The 20,575-nt window shown below is 66.5% G+C and carries 23 protein-coding genes; 19 read left to right on the forward strand and 4 right to left on the reverse strand.

Going from position 1 to position 20,575, the window contains the following annotated elements:
• Positions 1–7 precede the first annotated feature (7 nt).
• The 5 genes from GCT19_RS09935 (at position 8) to rfaE2 (ending at position 5,236) form a co-directional block, all read left to right on the forward strand.
• Positions 8–1,261, forward strand: coding sequence for an ABC transporter substrate-binding protein (locus tag GCT19_RS09935; RefSeq protein WP_152851776.1), 1,254 nt, complete (start codon positions 8–10; stop codon positions 1,259–1,261).
• Between the two features lie 54 nt (positions 1,262–1,315).
• Positions 1,316–2,173: an enoyl-CoA hydratase/isomerase family protein gene (locus tag GCT19_RS09940; protein WP_152851777.1), complete on the forward strand. Its 858-nt coding sequence runs from the start codon at positions 1,316–1,318 to the stop codon at positions 2,171–2,173.
• Between the two features lie 82 nt (positions 2,174–2,255).
• Complete coding sequence (locus GCT19_RS09945; protein ID WP_152851778.1) at positions 2,256–3,101, forward strand: PhaM family polyhydroxyalkanoate granule multifunctional regulatory protein; 846 nt, start codon at positions 2,256–2,258, stop codon at positions 3,099–3,101.
• 620 nt (positions 3,102–3,721) lie between these two features.
• Positions 3,722–4,600, forward strand: coding sequence for a ferritin family protein (locus tag GCT19_RS09950; protein ID WP_013088232.1), 879 nt, complete (start codon positions 3,722–3,724; stop codon positions 4,598–4,600).
• Between the two features lie 153 nt (positions 4,601–4,753).
• Positions 4,754–5,236: a D-glycero-beta-D-manno-heptose 1-phosphate adenylyltransferase gene (gene rfaE2, locus GCT19_RS09955; protein ID WP_152851779.1), complete on the forward strand. Its 483-nt coding sequence runs from the start codon at positions 4,754–4,756 to the stop codon at positions 5,234–5,236.
• Between the two features lie 69 nt (positions 5,237–5,305).
• On the opposite strand, the gene GCT19_RS09960 is transcribed toward rfaE2, so the two are convergent.
• The 3 genes from GCT19_RS09960 to GCT19_RS09970 all read right to left on the reverse strand — a co-directional run bounded on the left by GCT19_RS09960 (position 5,306) and on the right by GCT19_RS09970 (position 7,398).
• Positions 5,306–5,545: a hypothetical protein gene (locus tag GCT19_RS09960; protein WP_152851780.1), complete on the reverse strand. Its 240-nt coding sequence runs from the start codon at positions 5,543–5,545 to the stop codon at positions 5,306–5,308.
• Between the two features lie 78 nt (positions 5,546–5,623).
• Positions 5,624–6,463 (reverse strand): type III pantothenate kinase, encoded by an 840-nt coding sequence (locus GCT19_RS09965; RefSeq protein WP_152851781.1) that lies wholly within the window; start codon positions 6,461–6,463, stop codon positions 5,624–5,626.
• Complete coding sequence (locus GCT19_RS09970) at positions 6,460–7,398, reverse strand: biotin--[acetyl-CoA-carboxylase] ligase (RefSeq protein ID WP_152851782.1); 939 nt, start codon at positions 7,396–7,398, stop codon at positions 6,460–6,462. Before GCT19_RS09970 ends, GCT19_RS09965 begins: the two co-directional genes overlap by 4 nt.
• A 147-nt stretch (positions 7,399–7,545) precedes the next feature.
• Here GCT19_RS09970 and GCT19_RS09975 point away from each other — a divergent pair, with 147 nt between their 5' ends.
• From GCT19_RS09975 to GCT19_RS10020, 10 genes are all read left to right on the forward strand, one after another.
• Positions 7,546–8,679: an MlaE family ABC transporter permease gene (locus tag GCT19_RS09975; protein ID WP_018436784.1), complete on the forward strand. Its 1,134-nt coding sequence runs from the start codon at positions 7,546–7,548 to the stop codon at positions 8,677–8,679.
• Positions 8,676–9,554: an ABC transporter ATP-binding protein gene (locus GCT19_RS09980; RefSeq protein ID WP_018436783.1), complete on the forward strand. Its 879-nt coding sequence runs from the start codon at positions 8,676–8,678 to the stop codon at positions 9,552–9,554. Before GCT19_RS09975 ends, GCT19_RS09980 begins: the two co-directional genes overlap by 4 nt.
• A gap of 46 nt (positions 9,555–9,600) precedes the next feature.
• Complete coding sequence (locus tag GCT19_RS09985; RefSeq protein ID WP_018436782.1) at positions 9,601–10,578, forward strand: MlaD family protein; 978 nt, start codon at positions 9,601–9,603, stop codon at positions 10,576–10,578.
• A 30-nt stretch (positions 10,579–10,608) separates the two neighbouring features.
• Complete coding sequence (locus GCT19_RS09990) at positions 10,609–11,235, forward strand: ABC-type transport auxiliary lipoprotein family protein (RefSeq protein WP_152851783.1); 627 nt, start codon at positions 10,609–10,611, stop codon at positions 11,233–11,235.
• Positions 11,236–11,266: 31 nt separating this feature from the next.
• Positions 11,267–12,424, forward strand: coding sequence for a VanZ family protein (locus tag GCT19_RS09995; protein ID WP_018436780.1), 1,158 nt, complete (start codon positions 11,267–11,269; stop codon positions 12,422–12,424).
• Positions 12,425–12,560: 136 nt separating this feature from the next.
• Complete coding sequence (locus tag GCT19_RS10000; protein WP_013088242.1) at positions 12,561–12,884, forward strand: (2Fe-2S) ferredoxin domain-containing protein; 324 nt, start codon at positions 12,561–12,563, stop codon at positions 12,882–12,884.
• Between the two features lie 32 nt (positions 12,885–12,916).
• Complete coding sequence (locus GCT19_RS10005; protein ID WP_018436779.1) at positions 12,917–13,561, forward strand: alpha/beta hydrolase; 645 nt, start codon at positions 12,917–12,919, stop codon at positions 13,559–13,561.
• A 321-nt stretch (positions 13,562–13,882) separates the two neighbouring features.
• The gene (locus GCT19_RS10010) at positions 13,883–15,112 is read left to right on the forward strand and encodes a D-alanyl-D-alanine carboxypeptidase family protein (protein ID WP_013088244.1); all 1,230 of its coding nucleotides are present in this window, start codon (positions 13,883–13,885) and stop codon (positions 15,110–15,112) included.
• Positions 15,113–15,125: 13 nt separating this feature from the next.
• The gene (locus tag GCT19_RS10015) at positions 15,126–16,085 is read left to right on the forward strand and encodes a D-amino acid aminotransferase (protein ID WP_152851784.1); all 960 of its coding nucleotides are present in this window, start codon (positions 15,126–15,128) and stop codon (positions 16,083–16,085) included.
• On the forward strand, positions 16,057–16,326 hold the full coding sequence (locus GCT19_RS10020; RefSeq protein WP_013088246.1) for a DUF493 family protein: 270 nt from the start codon (positions 16,057–16,059) through the stop codon (positions 16,324–16,326). The genes GCT19_RS10015 and GCT19_RS10020 overlap by 29 nt, the downstream gene beginning before the upstream one ends.
• Before the next feature lie 21 nt (positions 16,327–16,347).
• Here GCT19_RS10020 and GCT19_RS10025 read toward each other — a convergent pair whose 3' ends face one another.
• Positions 16,348–17,331, reverse strand: a complete 984-nt coding sequence (locus tag GCT19_RS10025) for a transcriptional regulator GcvA (protein ID WP_152851785.1) — start codon at positions 17,329–17,331, stop codon at positions 16,348–16,350.
• Between the two features lie 98 nt (positions 17,332–17,429).
• Between GCT19_RS10025 and GCT19_RS10030 the strand changes: the two genes are divergently transcribed.
• The 4 genes from GCT19_RS10030 to ugpQ all read left to right on the forward strand — a co-directional run bounded on the left by GCT19_RS10030 (position 17,430) and on the right by ugpQ (position 20,487).
• The gene (locus tag GCT19_RS10030) at positions 17,430–17,756 is read left to right on the forward strand and encodes a DUF2917 domain-containing protein (protein ID WP_013088248.1); all 327 of its coding nucleotides are present in this window, start codon (positions 17,430–17,432) and stop codon (positions 17,754–17,756) included.
• 120 nt (positions 17,757–17,876) lie between these two features.
• Positions 17,877–18,602, forward strand: coding sequence for a lipoyl(octanoyl) transferase LipB (gene lipB / locus GCT19_RS10035; protein ID WP_018436775.1), 726 nt, complete (start codon positions 17,877–17,879; stop codon positions 18,600–18,602).
• Between the two features lie 13 nt (positions 18,603–18,615).
• Entirely contained in the window at positions 18,616–19,623 is a 1,008-nt protein-coding gene (gene lipA / locus GCT19_RS10040) for a lipoyl synthase (RefSeq protein WP_018436774.1), read from the forward strand.
• Positions 19,624–19,734: 111 nt separating this feature from the next.
• Entirely contained in the window at positions 19,735–20,487 is a 753-nt protein-coding gene (gene ugpQ / locus GCT19_RS10045; protein ID WP_176137026.1) for a glycerophosphodiester phosphodiesterase, read from the forward strand.
• Positions 20,488–20,575: the final 88 nt, after the last annotated feature.

Consider the following 20,575-nt stretch of genomic DNA (forward strand, 5'->3'; position numbering starts at 1 on the left):
AGACAGCATGCCGCGATTGGACTTCCCCGCAGCTGGACATCGACGCGCTGGTGCGTCACTCGTTGAAGCGCGCACGACCGCGCGTGGCTCGTGTCAACGCGGCCGGCGCTTCGCGCGGCGCGCCGCGACGCTGTGCGCCGCGCTCGCCTGCGCGTTGCCGCTGACATCGTTCGCGCAGGTGAAGATCGGTCTCGTGTTGTCGCTGACCGGGCCGGCCGCATCGCTCGGCATTCCCGCGCGCGACACGGTCGCGCTGCTGCCCAAACAGATCGGCGGGCAGAACGTCGAGTACATCGTGCTCGACGATGCCTCGGACACGACCCAAGCCGTGCAGGACACCAAGAAACTCATCAGCGAGAATCACGTCGACGCGATCATCGGCTCGTCGATCACGCCGAATTCGCTCGCGATGATCGACGTGGTCGCCGAGGGTGAAACGCCGATGATCTCGCTCGCGTCGTCCGCGAAAATCATCGAACCGGTCGATGCGAAACGTCGCTGGGTCTTCAAGACGCCGCAGACCGACGCGATGATGGCCTCGGCGATCGCCGAGCATGCAAGCGGACACGGCGTGAAGACGATCGCGTTCATCGGCCAGGCCGACGCGCTTGGCGAGACGTTCTATGCCGAGGTCGCGAAGTTCGCGCAGCTGCATCACATCGACGTGGTGGCGAGCGAGCGCTTCAATCGCACCGATCCGAGCGTGACCGGCCAGGTGCTGAAGATTCTCGCGACCCACCCGGACGCGGTGGTGGTCGGCGCGGCCGGCACACCTGCCGCGCTGCCGCCGAAAACGCTGCGCGAGCGCGGCTACAAGGGCGTCATCTATCACAACCACGGCGTCGGCAATAACGACTTCCTGCGTGTGTGCGGCGCCGATTGCAACGGCACGTTCCTGCCCGCTAGCCCGGTGCTGGTCGCCGCGCAATTGCCGGCCGATCATCCGGCCAGGCGGCTCGCGCTCGAATACATCGCGCGCTTCGAGGCGCAGCACGGCGCGGGCAGCGTGTCGGCGTTCGGTTCGTACACGTCGGACGCGGACGCGTTGCTCGAGCACGCGATTCCGCTCGCGTTGAAGACCGGTGCGCCTGGCACGCCGGCGTTTCGCCGCGCGCTGCGCGACGCGCTCGAAGGAACCCGCGGCCTCGCGGATACCAACGGCGTCGTCAACATGAGCGCGGCCGATCATCTCGGGCTCGATCAGCGCGCGCGCGTGATGATCGAAATCACTAATGGCAAGTGGCTCTATCAGCCGCATTGAACCGGTCGCGACGTTCCACGCGCGACTGAACGATTCACCTATGGACTGCTCACCATGACTCAGTCATCGCAATCGAACGACGCGTACTACGCGCACTACCAGTCGCTGCGTTTGCAGCGTCATCCGCACGGCGTGCTCGAAGTCGTGATGAGCGGCGAGGGCGCGAATAAAAGCGGCCTCGCGACCGCGGACGCACGCATGCACTACGAGCTCGCGGAAATCTGGCGCGACATCGATCGCGATCCCGACACGCGCGTCGCGATCATTCGCGGCGAGGGCAAGGGCTTTTCGGCCGGCGGCGATCTGCAGCTCGTCGAGGACATGGCGAACGATTTCGACGTGCGCACGCGGGTGTGGCGCGAAGCGCGCGACCTCGTCTACAACGTGATCAACTGCGGCAAGCCGATCGTGTCGGCGATGCACGGGCCGGCGGTCGGCGCGGGGCTAGTCGCGGGGTTGCTCGCCGATATCTCGATCGCGGCGAAGACGGCGCGCATCATCGACGGACATACGCGTCTCGGTGTCGCCGCGGGCGATCATGCGGCGATCGTCTGGCCGCTCTTGTGCGGCATGGCGAAGGCAAAGTACTACCTGCTGCTGTGCGAGCCGGTGAGCGGCGAGGAGGCGGAGCGCATCGGACTCGTTTCGCTCGCGGTCGACGAAAGCGCGCTGCTGCCGAAAGCGTTCGAAGTCGCGCGCAAGCTCGCCGACGGGTCGCAGACCGCCATCCGCTGGACCAAGTACGCGCTGAACAACTGGCTGCGCACGGCGGGACCGGCGTTCGATACGTCGCTCGCACTGGAGTTCATGGGCTTCGCGGGGCCCGATGTGCGCGAGGGCTTGAGTTCATTGCGCGAGCGGCGCGCGCCGGATTTTGGCGCGGGCCGTCCGCGTCACGGCGAACCATCGTGATGTCATACCCCAAACGGTATGATCGAATCAACGCGCGCGGCGTCGCGCGCTCTACCTGTCATCCAGTACCGAGGCGACAACCATGACCGACACCCTTGGCTCCGCGCCGCCCTTTCCCGGCTTTCCCGGTTTCCCGCCCGCTGAAATGCTCGATCGGATGTGGAGCATGATTCGGCTGTCGCCGTTCGGCGCCGCCATGACGGGCGCGCAGCCGGGTGGCGGCACGAGTCCGTCGCTGTCGATGATGTCCGACATGATGGCGCCGCTCACGAGCGTCGAAGAGCTCGACAAGCGCATCACCGACATGCGCGCGGTCGAGCAATGGCTGAAACTGAATCTGAGCATGCTGCAGTCGGCGATCCAGGCGCTCGAAGTGCAACGCGCGACGCTCGCGACGCTGCGTGCGTTCGGCGCGTTCGCGCAAACGTCGATGTCGCAGGCGGCGGCTGCCGCGTCGGGTGCCGCCGCGAGTGACGCACCGAACCCCGCCCCGAGCCCTGCGCCGGCGCCGAGCTGGACGAAACCCGCCGAGCCCGCGCCCGAAAGCGCCACTCAAGCCGACAGCGACGAACAGCAAGCGCCCGCCGCGCCCGCTTTCGATGCATCCGCGTGGTGGAATCTGCTGCAATCGCAGTTCAACCAGATCGCGCAGTTCGCGATGACGCAGCCGTCCGTCGCGGTCGCCGCGGCTGGCGGGGGCACGCAGGGCAAGCCGGAGTCGTCGAAGGCTGGCGATCCGTCGGGCGGCGATCCGTCGGGCGGCGATCCGTCGAGCGGCGATCCGTCGAGCGGTGCGTCGGGCGCCGCCGCGCAAAGCGCGAAGCCCGCCGCCAAACGGCCGGCCGCGAAACGCGCCGCGACATCGACATCGGCCAAACGCGCGTCCGGCGAGGGCACGAGCGCGGCAACGCCGAAAAAATCCACGTGAGCGGGCGGTGCGGGCAACTTGCTCGCGCCCGGTGTGGCAGCGACAGCAACGAAAAAAGGAGGGCGGTGAAGCCCGCGCTTGCTCCACCTGTCGCCCGCGAATGAGTGCCCGATGACGAGGACAACCCATCGCCTACGTTTTCGCCGGATTTCAGCGCCGGCGATTTTCTCGCGTGTGAATTGCCAATTTTGTTGAGAGAAGTCAATGCCATAGCGCGCTCGCACCGCTTCTGTCACGGGTTTGGCGGGAGGCGCGTGCTATGATTGTGTAAGCTTGATCTGGCTTTGGGGCGTGTGCCGAAAACTACCAATCCCGCCGCCCTTGCGTCATGCGCCGCCGGCGCTACCGGTGCAGGGCTGGACGGTGTGGTTATCGCCCAGACTGGCTCGACCTCAGGCAAAGGGTATTCCTCACCCACGGTTGGCCGCGGCGCCTGATTCACGCTTCAGGCGCCAATACAACAGCCCGGACTTCTTTGCTGCCCGATGCTTCTGGGCGGCCGATTAACGCGTAAAATTGAATGCTTGGCCGATGAACGGCACGTCCGTTCGTCGCAGGTAAAAACGGCTACACGTAGCAGCAACAGACACACACAGTATGTGCAGAACAGGGGTGGGACTATGAACACCATGCTTTATCCGGAACTTTACAAATCGCTCGAATCCGTTCGATGGGACATGGAGAAGGACATTCCCTGGGACAAATTCGATGCATCGCTGTTGACCGACGAGCAGGCCGCGACGATCAAGATGAACGCGATCACCGAATGGTCGGCGTTGCCCGCCACGGAAATGTTTCTCCGTGACAACCATCACGACAGCGATTTCTCCGCATTCATGAGCGTGTGGTTCTTCGAGGAGCAGAAGCACTCGCTGGTGCTGATGGAATACCTGCGTCGCTTCAAGCCGGAACTGGTCCCGACCGAGGAAGAACTGCACGCGGTGCGCTTCGAGTTCGATCCCGCGCCGCCGCTCGAAACGCTGATGCTGCACTTCTGCGGCGAAATCCGCCTGAATCACTGGTATCGCCGCGCCGCCGAATGGCACACCGAACCGGTCATCAAGCACATCTACGAAACCATCTCGCGCGACGAAGCGCGCCACGGCGGCGCGTATCTGCGCTACATGAAGAAAGCGATGGCGCAGACCGGTGACATCGCGCGTGCCGCCTTCGCCAAGATCGGCGTGCTGATGGCGTCGGCGCGTCGCACCGAAAAGCCGCTGCACCCCACCAACCTGCACGTGAACCAGGCGCTGTTCCCGCGCGACACGATCCAGTCGCGTCTGCCGGACCCGGAATGGCTCGAGCGCTGGCTCGACGAGCAGATCCGTTTCGACGACGGCTGGGAAAAGAAGGTCGTCGAGCGCATTCTGCACAACCTGTCGCTGCTGTTCGAACGCACGTTCACCACCGCGCAGGAACTGAATCGTTATCGCAAGGAAGTGGTCGCGCGTCTGCAAGCCGCCGAACAAAGCCCGGCGCAGCAGCAACCAGCGTAACGGCTCGGGCGGTTTCAGCACCGTTTCAAATGGCGGTCCGGCAAGCGTGAGCTTGCCGGACCGTTTTGCTTCGAGCCGCCCAGCGTGTATCGTGGCGGCACTCGGCCTTCCTCTTCCCGCAACTCCGTAACTCCCCAACTCTGTGACCGTGCGATGACCGCCATCTTTGAACGCAAGATTCTGACGCGCGATGCCCTGGTGAAGCTGCGTCCTTCGCTGCGCGCGCCCGTCGTATTTACGAACGGCGTGTTCGATATCCTGCATCGTGGTCACGTGACCTATCTGGCCGACGCGAAGGCGTTGGGCGCGTGCCTGATCGTCGGTGTGAATAGCGACGCATCGGTGCGGATGCTCGGCAAAGGCGACGACCGGCCGATCAACAACGAGGCCGACCGCATGGCCTTGCTCGCGGCGCTGGAAAGCGTCGACTACGTGGTGGGCTTCGGCGAGAAGACGCCGGTCGAGTTGATCTCCGCGCTGCGCCCGGACGTGCTCGTGAAAGGCGGCGACTACGACATGGACGCGCTGCCCGAATCGGCGCTCGTGCGCGGTTGGGGCGGCAAGGCGCTCGCGATTGCGTTCGAGCACGATCGCTCGACCACCGCGTTGTTGAAGAAGGTGCGCACGCAGGGTTGATGCCGCGCGTTGCCGCGAGAACGTGCGGCGCAATGTTTAAGCTCTAACGCGACCGCGTCGCTCACCTGATTACTGCGGCAACTCCGATGTATAAATCGGCGCCTGCGGCGCGGGTCCGCCGACCACGGCCTGGTCGGCCGCATCGGCGGCGCTGACCGGGCGCACCTTCAGCCAGTTCGGATGAATCTGGCGGTGCAGACGATTCGGCTCGCGTCCGCTGGCGGTGGGTATCGGGCCGAACGCGCCACGCAGCGCGACGAAAGCCAGCACGTTGACAACAATCAGAATGGCGATCGACCAGCGAAGCATTGTGGGTGTTTCCAATCCAGAGAGAAGTTGAGCCAGGGGTCCGAGAGCGCAACTCGGGCGCACGCGCCCGGCAGGCAATCAACCGCTTCGGCGCGCCGTATCCTCGGCGGCGATCAGCGCGAGCCCCGACAGCACCAGCGAATCGTGGCGAGTATGCGGCACTTTCAGCGCGCTCGCCACTTCGTCGGCGGCGCCGCCGCTGACCACGAGACGCACCGGCACCCGCCACTCATCCAGCAGATCCCGCCACATTCGCTCGATCAATCCGGCCTGCGCCAGCGTGCAGCCCGCCGACAGCGAGCGCGGCGTATCCGTTGCGAAGAACGGACCGCGTCGAGCCGCGTCGGCCGTATCGGCTCCATCGAGCAGACCGCGCGCGTGCGCGGCGTCGAGCGTCGGCAGTTGCGCGGTGTGCTCGCCGAGCGAGCGCATCATCAGCGTCCAGCCCGGCGCAATCAATCCGCCGATAAACGCGCCGTCCGCGCGCAACGCCTCGAGCGTCGTCGCGGTGCCGAAGGTCGCGAGCAGCAGATGTTCGCCGGGAAAGGCCGCGTGCGCGCCGATCATGCCGCACCAGCGGTCGCTACCGAGCGACTGCGGTGTCGTATAGCAATTGGTCACGCCGCATTGATGAGCGCTCGCGCGGATCGTCGTGAGAGGCAGTTGCGGCCAGTGCGCATCGACGAACGCGGCGATGTGCGCCGCGATCTCCGCGCCCGCGACGTTGGAGAGCCATGCGCCGCATGGCGCCGGCAAGTCAGCCCACCCGGTTTGCGAACCTGACTGCGCGCGTGGCCCGGCAACGTCGTGATGCGCGAGCGCACCGCTCGCCAACTGCGTCCCGTCCGGCTGCACCAGCGCCCACTTGATCCGGCTATTGCCTGCGTCGATCAGCAGAAAAGGCGCGCGCTGCGTCATGCGGCACCGTCGGCGAGGCGCAGCGACACGTCGCCGGTCGCGATGCTCTGGCGGCCTTCGGCCGTATCGAGCAGCAACTGGCCGCGTTCGTCGACGCCCGCCGCCACGCCGCGCGCGAGTTCTTGACCTTGCTCGAGCAGCACCACATCGCGGCCCGCGTACGCATGCACCGCGTTCCAACGCGGCTGGAACGGCGCGAAGCCTTCAGCGCCGAAGCGCTGCAGCATCGGTTCGAGCGCACTCAATTCGGCGGCCAGCGTATCGGTCAGATTCGCGTTAGGCAGCGCGCGCTGCAAAGCGGTCGGCACGGTGCCGCGCGCCTGCGGCGGTACCTCGGCGTTCAGCGCGCCGACTTTCGCCGCGAGTTCGTCGGCGCCCTTCACGTTGGTGCCAATGCCGATCACGACCGCGCTCGCGTCGTCCGTGCTCCACGCGGTTTCGATCAGGATGCCGGCGAGCTTGTCGCCTTCGAGCAGTACGTCGTTCGGCCACTTCAGCGCGATTTGTCCGGGACCCGCGACCGGTAGCGAGCGCAGCCCGTCGACGAGCGCGACACCCACCGCGAGGCTCAAGCCCGCGAGCCCTTCGAGCGGACGCGGCAGCACGCACGCGACCGAAAACAGCAGCGCGTTGCCGGGCTCCGCGTACCACGGCCTCCCGCGACGGCCGCGCCCGGCGGTCTGCAGATAAGCGACGCGCACGATCGGCCGCGGCAGCGCGTTCGCGTGTCGCGGTAGTGCTTTCATGTGGGCCATCAGATCGGCGTTGGTCGAACCGGTTTCTTCGACGATTTCGATCGGCCAGTCATGCGCATGCGCGCCGAACAGTTTGACCGCGCGTTCGCGATCGATGCGCCAGTCCGCCGAAGCCGACGACGAGGCCGCGGCCGCGCTTGCCGCAGCGGACCGAGAGGCGGGAGTTTTGGAGGCATTCATGCCTCGTATTGTAGCCACAGCAAACCCGCCCGGGACCCGAATGCGGACCGGCGAGGAGGCGACGCGGATCGATGCACATCCTGGCGGACCGGCGGCCGAGCCTTCGTTACAATGGCCGCTAATCCGATAACCAGATTCACGCGATCCTTGAACTACGACATTCCGCCCGGCCTTGAAGTCGCGGCCGGCAGCCAAGGCAAGATCGTCCGTCTCTCGGGCCAGTGGACGGCGCTCGCGCTCGCGCGCGATCGCGACACCGGGCACGTGATTCCGCAACTGCGTTCGCTGACCGGTGCGCAAGGCATCGGCGGGTGGGACCTGTCGCGCGTCGACAGCATGGACCACGTCGGCGGGCAGGCGCTGTGGCGCGTGTGGGGCCGCAAATTGCCGCCGGGCACCGCGCTCACGGACACGCAGCGCGACATCTTCGAGCGCATCGCGCTGCTCGACACGGTGCGCGAGAGCGCCGAGCCGGTCACGCGCTTCGATCCCTTCACGCGTCTCGGCCTTGGCATCTTCTCGTTCGTCGAGCACATGCAGGGCGGCGTCGCGATGCTCGGGCGCTTCGTGCTCGATCTGCTGGCGATCCTGCGCAAGCCGAAACTCACGCCGTGGACCGAGATTTCCGCGAACATCTACAACGCCGGCGCCCGTGCGCTGCCGATCACCGCGCTCGTCGCGTTCCTGATCGGCATCGTGTTGAGCTATCTGTCGGCACAGCAATTGCGCATCTTTGGCGCGAACCAGTTCATCGTCAATATTCTCGGGCTCGCGGTGATTCGCGAACTCGGCCCGGTGCTGTCGGCGATTCTGGTGGCGGGCCGCTCGGGCTCGGCGATCACCGCGCAAATCGGCGTGATGCGCGTGACCGAGGAGCTCGACGCAATGCGCGTGATGGGCATCCCGCACGGCCTGCGGCTGATCCTGCCGCGCGTGATCGCACTGGCCGTCGCAATGCCGCTGCTCGTGATGTGGACCAACGTAATTTCGTTGACGGGCGGTGCGCTCGCCGCGAAGCTCGTGCTCGGCATCGACATGAGCTTCTTCGCGCGGCAACTGCCGGTCGTCGTGCCGATCGCGAACCTGTGGATCGGCCTTGGCAAGGGCGCGGTGTTCGGCATGCTGATCGCGATCGCCGGCTGTCATTTCGGCTTCCGTATCAAGGCCAATTCGCAGAGTCTCGGCGAAGGCACGACGACCTCGGTGGTCACGTCGATCACCATCGTGATTCTCGCGGACGCGGTGTTCGCGATCCTCTTTCAGAATGTGGGGCTCGGATGATTGCGCCACTAACCGAAGCCGTACGCGGCCAGCCCGTACCGTCGATCGCCGAGCCGGTGATCGAGGTGATCGACATCACCAAGCGCTACGGCCGCAACATCGTGCATCAGCATCTGAGCCTCGACGTGCGGCGCGGCGAGATCGTGTCGATCGTCGGCGGCTCGGGCTCGGGCAAGACCACGCTGGTGCGGCAGATTCTCGGCCTCGAGCGGCCGTCGCGGGGCACGATCAAGCTGTTCGGCGAAGACCTCGCCACGATCTCGCCCGAGACCGCGCTGCTGATGCGCAGCCGCTCCGGCATGCTGTTCCAGCGCGGCGCGCTGTTCTCGTCGCTGTCGGTGTTCGACAACGTCGCGCAACCGGTGCGCGAGCTCGGCAAGGTGCCCGAAGACCTGCTGCGCGACATCGTGATGCTGAAGCTCGAAATGGTCGGGCTGCCCTGCAAGCACGCGTCGAAGATGCCGTCGGCGCTGTCGGGCGGCATGATCAAGCGGGTCGGCATCGCGCGCGCGATCGCGCTCGAACCCGAACTGCTGTTCCTCGACGAACCGACCGCCGGCCTCGACCCGCAGGCGTCCGACGAATTCGTCGAGCTGATCTCCGGGCTGCATCGCGCGCTCGGTCTGACGGTCGTGATGGTCACGCACGACCTCGACACGATGGTCGCGCTGTCGACGCGGGTGGCGGTGATTGCCGATCGCAAGGTGCTCGTCAACGCGCCGGTCGAGGAGGCCGCGGGCGTCGACCATCCGTTCATCCGCGAATATTTCCTCGGCCTGCGCGGGCGCCGCGCGCTGCAGGCGCTGCCGCCCGAGCGTCGCGCGAAGCTGCCGCGGGCGGCGCTCGAGCCGGCGTCGTCCGAGTTGTCGCTGTGAGGCCGGTCGCCGCGAAGCGGGCCGCTATGAACCAGGAAAACTGACAATGGAAAACAAAGCACATGCGTTCTGGGCCGGACTCTTTACGGTCGTGCTGACAGCGGCGATTGCGTTGGCCGCATATCTGTTCAATGTCGACCGCACCGTGCGGGTGCCGTACGACCTGATCGCGCGCACCAACGTGACCGGCCTCTTCGCGGACGCGGCGGTGCGCTTTCGCGGGCTCGACGTCGGCCGCGTACAGTCGATCAAGTTCGATCCGACACATCCGGGGCAGATCCTGATCCGCATCATGGTCGACGAGCACGCGCCGATCACGCATTCGACGTTCGGCAGCCTCGGCTTGCAGGGCGTGACCGGCATCGCGTTCATCCAGCTCGACGATACCGGGCGCGACCTGACTCCGCTGCACTCGTCGGTGCACCAGGTCGCGCAATTGCCGATGCGCCCCGGTTTGCTCGATCAGTTGCAGCAACGCGGCGACGTGCTGCTGCGCAAGCTCGAAAAAGTCACCGACAACGTGAACGACATGCTGTCGCCGGAAATGGTCGAACAGCTGCACGAGACGGCGGCGAGCATCGCGCAGGCGGCCTCGGGCGTCGCGACGCTGACTCGTGAGATGGCGCCGGTCGCGAGCAAGCTGCCCGGCACGATCGATCAGTTGAACCACACGCTCGCGTCGACCAACCAGATGATCACCGGCCTGAACCGCCCGGACGGGCCCCTCCAGCGCAATCTGAACAAGGTCGGCACGGCCGCGCAGCAGGCGGGCGAGGCGCTCACGCAGATGAACACGACGATGCAGGACCTGTCCGCGCGGGTCGGCTTCGAGACGCTGCCGCGCGTCAATTCGCTGACCGAGGACGTGCGCTCGGCGGCGCAATCGATCGATCGCGCCGCCGACACCTTCAATACCAATCCGCGCAGCGTGCTGTTCGGCGCGCCGCGCGCGGCGCCGGGTCCGGGCGAGGCCGGCTTCGCGTGGCCCGCCGCCGCCGCGCCCACAGCCCCCGCAGCCCATTAAATTCGCAGGCTAGAACAGAGGAAGATGCCCATGTCACGCTCGATTCACCGACTGTTGTCCTCGCGTGCCGCGTTCGCGGCGCTGCTCGCGTTCGGCGTGCTGGCGGCGGGCTGCGCGGGCACGTCCGCGGTCGTGTCGGACGTCCGCTACGACTTCGGACCGCCGCCTCAGAGCGCCGCCGTGAGCCGGCTGCCGGCCGTCAAGGTGCTCGAGGTCAGCGCGCCGTCCGTGCTCGAATCGGACCGGCTGACCTATCGGCTGAGCTACGCCGATGCGCAGCAGACGGCCGCCTACGCCAACAGCCACTGGACGATGATGCCGTCGCAACTGCTGACGCAGCGCCTGCGCAACGCGATGAGCGAGCGCGGCACCGTGCTGACGGGCGCGGACGGCGTGAGTGCGCCGGTGCTGCGGGTCGATCTGACCGAGTTCGAGCAGGTGTTCGCCAGCCCCACGGACAGCCACGGCGCAATCACCGCGCGCGCCACCCTGATGCAGGGCGGCAAGGTGGTCGGCCAGCACACTTTCGTCGCGCACGCGCCAGCGCATTCGGCGGATGCGGCCGGCGGCGCGCGCGCGCTCGCCGCGGCCAGCGACGACCTGGTCGCGCAGATCGCCACGTGGCTCGGCTCGCAGGCGCTGGTCGCCGCGCAATGACGGGCGAGCAGCGCACGCAACGGAGCGCTGCATGAGCGAACGCCCCTGGCTGCGCCGCCCGTCGACGCTGGCCCGTCGAGCGCTGCTGCTGTACGCGGCGCTAATCGTGTACGGATCGTGGTATCCGTTCTCGGGCTGGCGCTCGCTCGGCATCGCGCCGTTCGCCTATCTGTTCGATCCGATGCCGCAGTACCTGACGGCGTTCGACGTCGTCACCAACGTGCTCGGCTATATGCCGTTCGGCGCGCTGGTGGTGCTCGCGGTGTATCCACGCTGGCGAGGCACGCTGGCGGTCGCGCTCGCATTCGTGTCGGGAGGGCTGCTGTCGGGCACGATGGAAGCCGTGCAGACCTATCTGCCGGCCCGCGTCGCGTCCAATCTCGACCTTGCCGCAAACACGCTCGGCGCGCTCGTCGGCGCGGCGATGATGTCGCCATTGACCGGCGCGCTGCTCGATCGCGGCTTGCTCAGGCGGCTGCGGCTGCTGTGGTTCGAGCGCGGCCATGCGACGCTCGCGTGCGTCGTCGCCGCGTGGCCGTTCGCGACGATGTTTCCGGCGCCGCGTCTGTTCGGTCTCGGCAACTGGCCGCGCGCGCTGTGGCTGAGCGTCGATCCGGCCACCCAGGACGCGCTGCTCGCGTGGACGCCGTCCGCGTGGCACGTCGGCGTATGGCCGGCGGCGGCCGCCGCGTGGCTGGACGACGACACGTGGGAAGCGCTGATCACGACGCTGAACCTGTTCGCGGCGCTCGCGCTTGCGTCGCTGCCGATGCGCCGTCATGCGCCGCGCGTGCGTCTGTTGTTCGTGTTCATCGTCGCGACCTTGTGCGTGAAGGCCGGCGCGACGTTCCTGCAATCGCAATCCGGCCTCGCGTTCGACTGGGCGACGCCCGGCGCGTTGCTCGGACTCGTGTGCGGCACCGTCGCGGCGCTCGTCGCGCTGCCGCTGCGGCGGCGCGTGCGCGCGACGCTCGCGGGCGTCGCACTCGTGATCGCACTCGTGTTCGTCAATCTGCTGCCGGTGAACCCGTATTTCGACGCGGTGCTCGCCGACTGGCGGCAGGGGCGCTACCTGCATTTCAACGGGCTCGCGCGCTGGCTCGCGTGGATGTGGCCTTATGCGGCGCTGGTGTGGCTCGCGTTCGCGGTCGAGCGGGCATGGCTGAAGCGGCGCGCGAAGCCGGCCTGACGTGCTCGCGTGCCCGACGCCAGGCTCCGGCGCCTGCACAGCCCGGTCGCTATAATCGTCCGCACGACGGGCGCTGCGGCATACCGCATGTTGACGGCGCCATTGCACTTCCTTTCAGGCTCGCCTCCCGAACATCATGGATTCCTTCTACAAGCACCACGTTTTTTTCTGTCTGAATCAACGCGACCCCGGCGCCGAGCGTCCGAGCTGCGCGAACTGCAACGCGCAGGCGATGCAGGAGTACGCGAAAAAACGCGTGAAGCAACTGGGCCTCGCCGGTCCCGGCCAGGTGCGCATCAACAAGGCCGGCTGCCTCGATCGCTGCGAACTCGGCCCGGCGCTCGTCGTGTATCCCGAGGCAGTCTGGTACACCTACGTCGACGAGAGCGACATCGATGAAATCGTCGAATCGCATCTCGTGAACGGCAAGATCGTCGAGCGTCTGAAGATCGATCAATAACGCGAACCACGAAACGATCCACAGGCATCCCGATGAACGTCAACACGAAGAAGTATCTGATCGACGGCCCGGTCGGCAAGATCGAGGTCGCGCTGGACCTGCCCGACGACGTGCGCGATAAAAGCGCCGCGCCGCGCGGCATTGCGCTCGTCGCGCATCCGCATCCGCTGTTTGGCGGCACGATGGACAACAAGGTCGCGCAGACGCTCGCGCGTACGCTGGTGCAACTGAACTACGTCACCTACCGGTCGAATTTCCGCGGCGTCGGCCAGACTCAGGGCGAGCACGACGCGGGCGTCGGCGAGCGTGACGATCTGCGCGCGGTGCTCGAGCACATGCGCGCAGATCCGAACTACGGCGATCTGCCGCTCGTGCTCGCGGGCTTTTCGTTCGGCACCGTGGTGCTGTCGCACGTCGCGGCAAAGCTGCGCGACGAGGGCCGGGAAATCGAGCGCATCGTGTTCGTCGGTACCGCGGCGAGCCGCTGGGACGTCGCGCCGGTGCCCGAAGGCACACTCGTGATTCACGGCGAAGTCGACGAGACCGTTCCGATCCAATCCGTGTTCGACTGGGCGCGGCCGCAGGAACTGCCGGTCGTCGTGATTCCGGGCGCCGAGCACTTTCTGCATCGCAAGCTTCACATCCTGAAGCGCATCATCGTCGACGCCTGGCGCTGAAAACGCGCGACGCGCGTTTTGCGGGGGACAGGTACGCGCAAACGTGTGCAAATCGACGACACACGCGCGGAGTTGACCAGGTAGCGCGCGTATAATGAGCGCTCTTTTTTTGGGCACAGCGCCGCCCAGCCGGCAGAATCGCGCGCCGCGGAATCATTTCGCGGGGGGGCGCGGCCGGGTGCGCAGCGCTGTGCTCGCGAACCGATTGCGTCGCCATCAGTCCAACGGGCGCCCGCCGTTTTACGGCCAGACGCCCCGCCGACCGGCTCCCCCAACTCCGCGCGCTGTCGCGCAACGTATCTTTCTGCACGAATCGACCCTATGCGTTTCTCCTCCTCTGGCCGCACGTCCTTCCCGTCAGTCGCTTCTTTCATTCCCACTTCGCTCAATCGTGCCATCGCCGTCGGCCTCGTGCTGCCGGCCACGCTGGTCGCGAGCACCGCGTTCGCGCAGGTGCCGCCGCCGGGCGTCAACGCGCGCTCGTGGGTGCTCGTCGACGCGACCAGCAACCAGGTGCTCGCGTCCGCCAATGCCGACGAACGCGTCGAGCCGGCATCGCTGACCAAGCTGATGACCGCGTATCTGGTGTTCGAGGCGCTCGACACCAAGAAGATCACGATGGATCAGAGCATCGAGCCGAGCGAAGCCGTGCGGCGCGTGCGCAACGACGAATCGCGCATGTTCATCGAGGCGCTCAAGCCGGTGACCGTGCACGACCTCGTGTACGGCATGATCGTGCAGTCGGGCAACGACGCGGCGATCGCGCTCGCCGAACTGGTGGGCGGCAGCGAGGCGCAGTTCGTCGACATGATGAACAAGGAAGCGCAGAAGCTCGGCATGAAGAACACGCATTTCGCCGACGTGAACGGCATGCCCGACCCGCAGCACTACACGACCGCGGGCGATCTCGCGATCCTGTCGGCGCGCCTGATCCGCGACTATCCTGACTACTACAACATCTTCTCGGTCAAGGAATTCACGTACAACAAGATCAAGCAGCCGAACCGCAACCGTCTGCTGTGGATCGATCCGACCGTCGACGGTCTGAAGACCGGCCACACGCAAGCGGCCGGCTACTGCCTGATCGCGAGCGCGAAGCGTCCGCTGCCGGGCACGACCGACGCGTCGCGCCGTCTCGTCTCGGTGATGATGGGCGAGACCAAGGAGCACGATCGCGTGCAGGACAGCCTGAAGATGCTGAACTACGGCTACACCGCGTACGACACGACGCGCCTGTACAAGGCGAACCAGGTCGTGGCCACGCCGCGCGTCTACAAGGGTTCGCAGGACAGCGTGCAGGTCGGCGTGAAGAGCGACCAGTACATCACGCTGCCGAAGGGTGCCGGCGACAAGGCCAAGCCGCAGATCGAACTGAACGATCCGCTGATCGCGCCGATCGCGAACGGGCAGCAGATCGGCACCGCCAAGCTCGTCGCCGACGGCAAGGTGCTCGCGCAGTTCCCGGTCGTCGCGCTGCAGCCAGTGCCGCAAGCCGGTGTGGTCGGCCGCGTGTGGGATTCGCTGATGCTGATGTTCAACAAGAAGAAGTAAGGGCTACGCCGCAATGACCGCTGTCTCCGAGGTCTCGCCGGACCCGATCGTTTATCTGAACGGCGAACTGGTGCCGTTGTCCGAAGCGCGCGTGCCGGTGCTCGACCGCGGTTTCATTTTCGGCGACGGCATTTACGAAGTGGCGCCGTTGTACGCGCATGCGAGCGGCCGCCGCACCGCGTTTCGTCTGAAGCAGCATCTGACGCGTCTCGCGCGCTCGGTCGGCAAGATCGGCATCGCCAATCCGTTCGACGACGCCGGCTGGCACGAGCTGATCGGACGGGTGGCCGAGGCCAACGAAACGGACGGCGGCTTGCGTGCCGATCAGGACGCGATCGCGTACATCCAGGTCACGCGCGGCGTGGCGAAGCGCGGTCACGCGTTTCCGGCCGGCGTGAAGCCGACCGTGTTCGTGATGGTCACCCCGCTGAGCCTGCCCGGCGCCGCGCAGCGCGCGAGCGGTGTCGCATGCGTGAGCGCCGAGGATCGTCGCTGGCTCAATTGCGACATCAAGTCGGTGTCACTGCTCGGCAACGTGCTGATGGCGCAATACGCGGCCGAAAACGACGCCTTCGAGACGCTGCAGTTCCGCGATGGTTTGCTGACCGAAGGGTCGTCGTCGAACGTGTGGATCGCTAAAGACGGCGTGCTGGCCGCGCCGCCGCGCAGCAACAAGATTCTCGAAGGGATCCGCTACGGGCTCATCGAGGAATTGACGGCCGAATGCGGCATCCGCTTCGAGGCGCGCGACATCACCGAGGCCGAAGTGCGCGCGGCCGATGAAATCATCGTCAGCTCGGCGACCAAGGAAGTGCTGCCGGTCACGCGGCTCGACGGCGCGCCGGTCGGCGCGGGCCAGCCGGGCGCGGTGTTTGCGGCGCTGTATGCGGCGTATCAGCGAGCCAAGGCGGCCGAAGCCGCCGCGGCGCAAGAAGGAGTAGAGAATGAATCCCGAGAACGACTCACTGTTTGAATTCCCCTGCGATTTCCCGATCAAGATCATGGGCAAATCGCATCCTGAGTTTGCCGCGACGATCGTCGAAGTGGTGCGCGAGTTCGATAGCGAGGTCGATGCGTCGCGCGTCGAGACGCGACCGTCGAGCAGCGGCACCTACACGGGGCTGACCGTGCACGTGCGCGCGACGAGCCGCGCGCATCTCGACGACATCTATCGCGCGCTGACCGGCCATCCGATGGTCAAGGTCGTGCTGTAACACCGCGCGCGGTTTTTCACCTCACGGCGCGACGCGCAACGCGTCCGCCGTCGCCCCTTCTGCCGCCAGGCGCGCGCTCGCCTCGGGCCCCGCCGCGCAGGCGAGATCGAACAGCTGCCTGAAGCGCGCCACCTCGTCGACCACCCAGTCGCGAAACGCCTTGACCCGCGCGGTCTCCAGCGTTTGCGGCAGGCAGACCAAATAGTATTGCCACGGGCTGGGCCCATCCACGTCGAAGAGCCGCACGAGCCGGCCTGCTGCGATTTCGTGCATCGCGAGTGAGCGGCGCGTGAGTGCGACTCCCTGGCCGTCGACGGCCGCCTGCAGCAGATTCGACGAATCCTGATACAGCACGCCGCGTTTCGGCTCCGGCCAGTCGGTGAGGCCGGCGGCGTCGAACCAGGGGCGCCATAGCTCGTCGTCGGAGCGCAGCAGCGGGACTTTGGCGAGATCGGCCGGGGTTTGCGGCAGCTTGCCGCCGTTGAAGTTGGGCGAGCAGGCCGGGAAGAAAATCTCGTCGAGCAGCAGCTCCGCGTGCAGTCCCGGATATTTGCCGAAGCCGAAACGGATCGCGACGTCGACGTCGTCGCGCGCGAAGTCCGTCAGCGCATTGGTGGTCAGCAGCTCGAGATCCCACTGCGGATGCGCCTCGATAAAGCTGCCGATGCGCGGCGTCACCCAGCGCGCCGCGAACGACGACAGCATCGATATCACGAGGCGCCGCTCGCGGTCGCCGGCGCGAATCGCGCGGGTCGCATCGGCGAGCTCCATCAGCGCGGCGCGCACCTGGGTGGCGTAGCGGCGGCCGGTTTCGGTGAGGCGCACGCGCTTGCCGTCACGCGCGAACAGCGACACGCCGAGCTCGGCCTCGAGCGCGCGGATCTGGTGGCTGACCGCGCCGTGCGTGACGAAGAGCTCGTCGGCGGCGCGCGAAAAGCTCTCGTGGCGGGCGGCGGCTTCGAACGCCTTGATCGCGTTCAGGGCGGGGAGTTGACGCAGGTCCATCGCAATATTTCTCACATAGACGTGAAAATTGATCGTTTTGCCCCAATCCTTGGTGCACCTAGGATTCTAGTCAGGAAACGATTTTTGGCGAGGGCCTCATGCGAGAAATTTCCTCTAGCATTGCATATGAAATCCGCACTGGTGACACGCTGCCGCTGAAGGTCGCGCGCAGCACGAAGCTGACTGTGCGAGGCGGCGCGGTGTGGGTCACGCGCAGCGACGACACGAAAGACTATTGGCTGCAGCCCGGCCAGACGCTGCATCTGCGGCGCGGGGAGCGGCTCTGGCTCAGCGCCGAGGGCGCCACGTTCGCGAAGGTCACGTTCTCGGTGCCGACCCGCTGCGACAAGCGCGCGCTGAACTGGTTCGCGCGCATCGGCGAGCGCTGGATGATGCGCGTGCGCGGCGGCTGGCGCACAGTTTGAGCGTGGGCGCGGCGGCTGCGCCGCGTCTTGCGATGGGGCTGGCGGCGCGCCAGCCCCGCTGTGTCGAGTTCCCTGTCTCCTCGGGCGCGGGTTCCCAGATTTCGGTAAACTCCCGGGATCATGTGCGCCACCCCGGTTTCTCCGTCTCCTTTTGCTGCCATCGAGCCGCCCACGCTGCGCTGGCTCGGCCGCGAACCCTACGAAGCCAGTTTCGACGCGATGCGCGCGTTCACCGACGCCCGCACCGCCGACACCCCCGACGAAATCTGGCTCGTCGAACATCCACCCGTCTTCACGCTCGGCCAGGCCGGTGATCCGGCTCACCTGCTCGCCGCCGACAGCAGCATTCCGCTCGTCAAGGTGGACCGAGGCGGTCAGATCACGTATCACGGGCCCGGCCAGGTGGTCGCTTATCTGCTGCTCGACCTGCGCCGGCGCAAGCTGATGGTGCGCGAGCTGGTTACGCGGATCGAGCAGGCCGTGATCGACACCCTGGCGGCGTATAATCTCGCCGGAGAACGCAAGGCGGGCGCCCCCGGTATCTACGTGGCGCCCGGGCCCGAGGCCGGGCCGCATGCCGGCGCCAAGATCGCGGCGCTTGGCCTGAAAATCCGCAACGGCTGCAGCTATCACGGCGTGAGTCTGAACGTGAACATGGACCTGCGGCCGTTTCTCGCGATCAATCCATGCGGCTACGCGGGGCTCGAAACAGTCGACATGGCGACGCTCGGCGTCGCCGCCGGCTGGGACGACGTGGCCCGTACCCTCGCAGCAAGTCTCACCGCAAACCTCGACGGCAAACCCGCGGCCGTCGCCCAACCGCAGACCGGTGCGCTCACCGCCTGACTGGATCGAACGAATGACTGACGTAACCGCGAACTCCGCAGCAGCCACCTCCGCGCCCGAAGGCGTGCCGGCCCCCGCCGCCTATGACGCTACCGCGAAGCAGAAAGCGCAAGCCAAGACCGCGCGCATCCCGATCAAGGTCGTCCCGATCGAAAAGCTGAAGAAACCGGACTGGATCCGCGTGAAGGCGGCCACTGGCAATTCGCGCTTCTACGAGATCAAGCAGATCCTGCGCGAGCACAACCTGCACACGGTGTGTGAAGAGGCGAGCTGCCCGAACATCGGCGAATGCTTCGGCAAGGGCACCGCGACCTTCATGATCATGGGCGACAAGTGCACGCGCCGCTGCCCGTTCTGCGACGTCGGCCACGGCCGTCCCGATCCGCTCGACGCCGACGAACCGGCCAATCTCGCGCGCACCATCGCCGCCCTGAAGCTGAAGTACGTGGTGATCACCAGCGTCGACCGTGACGATCTGCGCGACGGCGGCGCGGCGCACTTCGTCGAATGTATTCGTCAGACGCGCGAGCTGTCGCCGGAAACGCGTATCGAAATCCTGACGCCGGATTTCCGCGGCCGCCTCGACCGCGCGCTCGGCATTCTGAACGCGGCGCCGCCCGACGTGATGAACCACAACCTCGAAACGGTGCCGCGTCTGTACAAGGAAGCGCGCCCGGGTTCCGATTACGCGCATTCGCTGAAGCTGCTGAAGGACTTCAAGGCGCTGCATCCGCACGTCGCGACCAAGTCCGGCCTGATGGTCGGCCTCGGCGAAACCGAAGAGGAAATCCTGCAGGTGATGCGCGATCTGCGTGATCACGATGTCGACATGCTTACGATCGGCCAGTATCTGCAGCCGTCGGAGCACCATCTGCCGGTGCGCGCGTACGTGCATCCGGACACCTTCAAGATGTACGAGGAAGAGGCGTACAAGATGGGCTTCACGCACGCCGCGGTGGGCGCGATGGTTCGTTCGAGCTATCACGCCGACGTGCAGGCGCATGGAGCCGGCGTAGTTTGACGCGCTGGCGCCTCGCGGCTGTTGCCTCGCTTCACGCCCGCAAAAACGAAAAAGCCCGCCGATGTGCGGGCTTTTTTTTGAACTGTTCATCTATCAGTAAGGAAACGACACGTGGCAACTGGGATCGATCGCGGGACCTCCGCACAATGGCCTTATCCGCGGCTGATCGCGCACCGCTGCGGCGGCACCCTCGCGCCGGAAAACACGCTGGCCGGTTTCGACGCCTGCGTGCGCTACGGTTATCGCATGGTCGAATTCGACGCGAAGCTGTCCGCCGACAACGCGCTGTTCCTGCTGCACGACGACACGCTCGATCGCACGACCAACGGCCACGGGCCTGCTGCCACGCATACGTGGCAGCAACTCGCCGCTCTGGATGCCGGCGCGTGGCGCGGCGCTGAGTTCGCCGGCACGCGGTTGCCGGCGCTCGCCGACGCGGCCGAGCGTTGTGCGCGCGACGGCATCGCCGCGAACATCGAGATCAAGCCGTGTCCGGGCCGCGAAGTCATCACCGGCACGCTGGTCGCGCAAGGCGCGCTCGAGCTTTGGCAAGGGCAGACTCCGCCGCTGCTGTCGTCGTTTTCGTTCGACGCGCTCGCCGCTGCGCGCGCGGCCGCGCCGTCGCTGCCGCGCGGCATGCTGTTCGAGCAGGTGCCGGCGGACTGGTTGAGCATCGTGCGCGAGCTCGACTGCGTTTCGCTGCATGCGAGTCACCGTTATCTGAGCGAGCCGCTGGTCGCCCAAATCCGCGCGGCCGGGCTGCGCGTGCTCGCCTACACGGTGAACGATCCGGCGCGCGCGCGGGTGCTCGAAGAATGGGGCGTGGACATGATTTGCACGGATCGGATCGATCTGTTGACCTGAAGTCGCGCTCGCAAGCTTCGCCCCAACCGCTGCGGGTTTTCCCGCAACCGCGCGCGCACCGGATTCCGGATTCCCCGACAGCATTTGT

It is taken from the genome of Paraburkholderia atlantica, assembly GCF_009362785.1.
Taxonomy (GTDB): domain Bacteria; phylum Pseudomonadota; class Gammaproteobacteria; order Burkholderiales; family Burkholderiaceae; genus Paraburkholderia; species Paraburkholderia atlantica.

Excerpts from the sequence above, each read along its gene's own strand:
- GCT19_RS09935 (WP_152851776.1), top strand. The coding sequence starts at position 8 with ATGCCGCGATTGGACTTCCCCGCAGCTGGACATCGACGCGCTGGTGCG.
- GCT19_RS09940 (WP_152851777.1), top strand. The coding sequence starts at position 1,316 with ATGACTCAGTCATCGCAATCGAACGACGCGTACTACGCGCACTACCAG.
- GCT19_RS09945 (WP_152851778.1), top strand. The coding sequence starts at position 2,256 with ATGACCGACACCCTTGGCTCCGCGCCGCCCTTTCCCGGCTTTCCCGGT.
- GCT19_RS09950 (WP_013088232.1), top strand. The coding sequence starts at position 3,722 with ATGAACACCATGCTTTATCCGGAACTTTACAAATCGCTCGAATCCGTT.
- rfaE2 (WP_152851779.1), top strand. The coding sequence starts at position 4,754 with ATGACCGCCATCTTTGAACGCAAGATTCTGACGCGCGATGCCCTGGTG.
- GCT19_RS09960 (WP_152851780.1), bottom strand. The coding sequence starts at position 5,545 with ATGCTTCGCTGGTCGATCGCCATTCTGATTGTTGTCAACGTGCTGGCT.
- GCT19_RS09965 (WP_152851781.1), bottom strand. The coding sequence starts at position 6,463 with ATGACGCAGCGCGCGCCTTTTCTGCTGATCGACGCAGGCAATAGCCGG.
- GCT19_RS09970 (WP_152851782.1), bottom strand. The coding sequence starts at position 7,398 with ATGAATGCCTCCAAAACTCCCGCCTCTCGGTCCGCTGCGGCAAGCGCG.
- GCT19_RS09980 (WP_018436783.1), top strand. The coding sequence starts at position 8,676 with ATGATTGCGCCACTAACCGAAGCCGTACGCGGCCAGCCCGTACCGTCG.
- GCT19_RS09985 (WP_018436782.1), top strand. The coding sequence starts at position 9,601 with ATGGAAAACAAAGCACATGCGTTCTGGGCCGGACTCTTTACGGTCGTG.
- GCT19_RS09990 (WP_152851783.1), top strand. The coding sequence starts at position 10,609 with ATGTCACGCTCGATTCACCGACTGTTGTCCTCGCGTGCCGCGTTCGCG.
- GCT19_RS09995 (WP_018436780.1), top strand. The coding sequence starts at position 11,267 with ATGAGCGAACGCCCCTGGCTGCGCCGCCCGTCGACGCTGGCCCGTCGA.
- GCT19_RS10000 (WP_013088242.1), top strand. The coding sequence starts at position 12,561 with ATGGATTCCTTCTACAAGCACCACGTTTTTTTCTGTCTGAATCAACGC.
- GCT19_RS10005 (WP_018436779.1), top strand. The coding sequence starts at position 12,917 with ATGAACGTCAACACGAAGAAGTATCTGATCGACGGCCCGGTCGGCAAG.
- GCT19_RS10010 (WP_013088244.1), top strand. The coding sequence starts at position 13,883 with ATGCGTTTCTCCTCCTCTGGCCGCACGTCCTTCCCGTCAGTCGCTTCT.
- GCT19_RS10015 (WP_152851784.1), top strand. The coding sequence starts at position 15,126 with ATGACCGCTGTCTCCGAGGTCTCGCCGGACCCGATCGTTTATCTGAAC.
- GCT19_RS10020 (WP_013088246.1), top strand. The coding sequence starts at position 16,057 with ATGAATCCCGAGAACGACTCACTGTTTGAATTCCCCTGCGATTTCCCG.
- GCT19_RS10025 (WP_152851785.1), bottom strand. The coding sequence starts at position 17,331 with ATGGACCTGCGTCAACTCCCCGCCCTGAACGCGATCAAGGCGTTCGAA.
- GCT19_RS10030 (WP_013088248.1), top strand. The coding sequence starts at position 17,430 with ATGCGAGAAATTTCCTCTAGCATTGCATATGAAATCCGCACTGGTGAC.
- lipB (WP_018436775.1), top strand. The coding sequence starts at position 17,877 with ATGTGCGCCACCCCGGTTTCTCCGTCTCCTTTTGCTGCCATCGAGCCG.
- lipA (WP_018436774.1), top strand. The coding sequence starts at position 18,616 with ATGACTGACGTAACCGCGAACTCCGCAGCAGCCACCTCCGCGCCCGAA.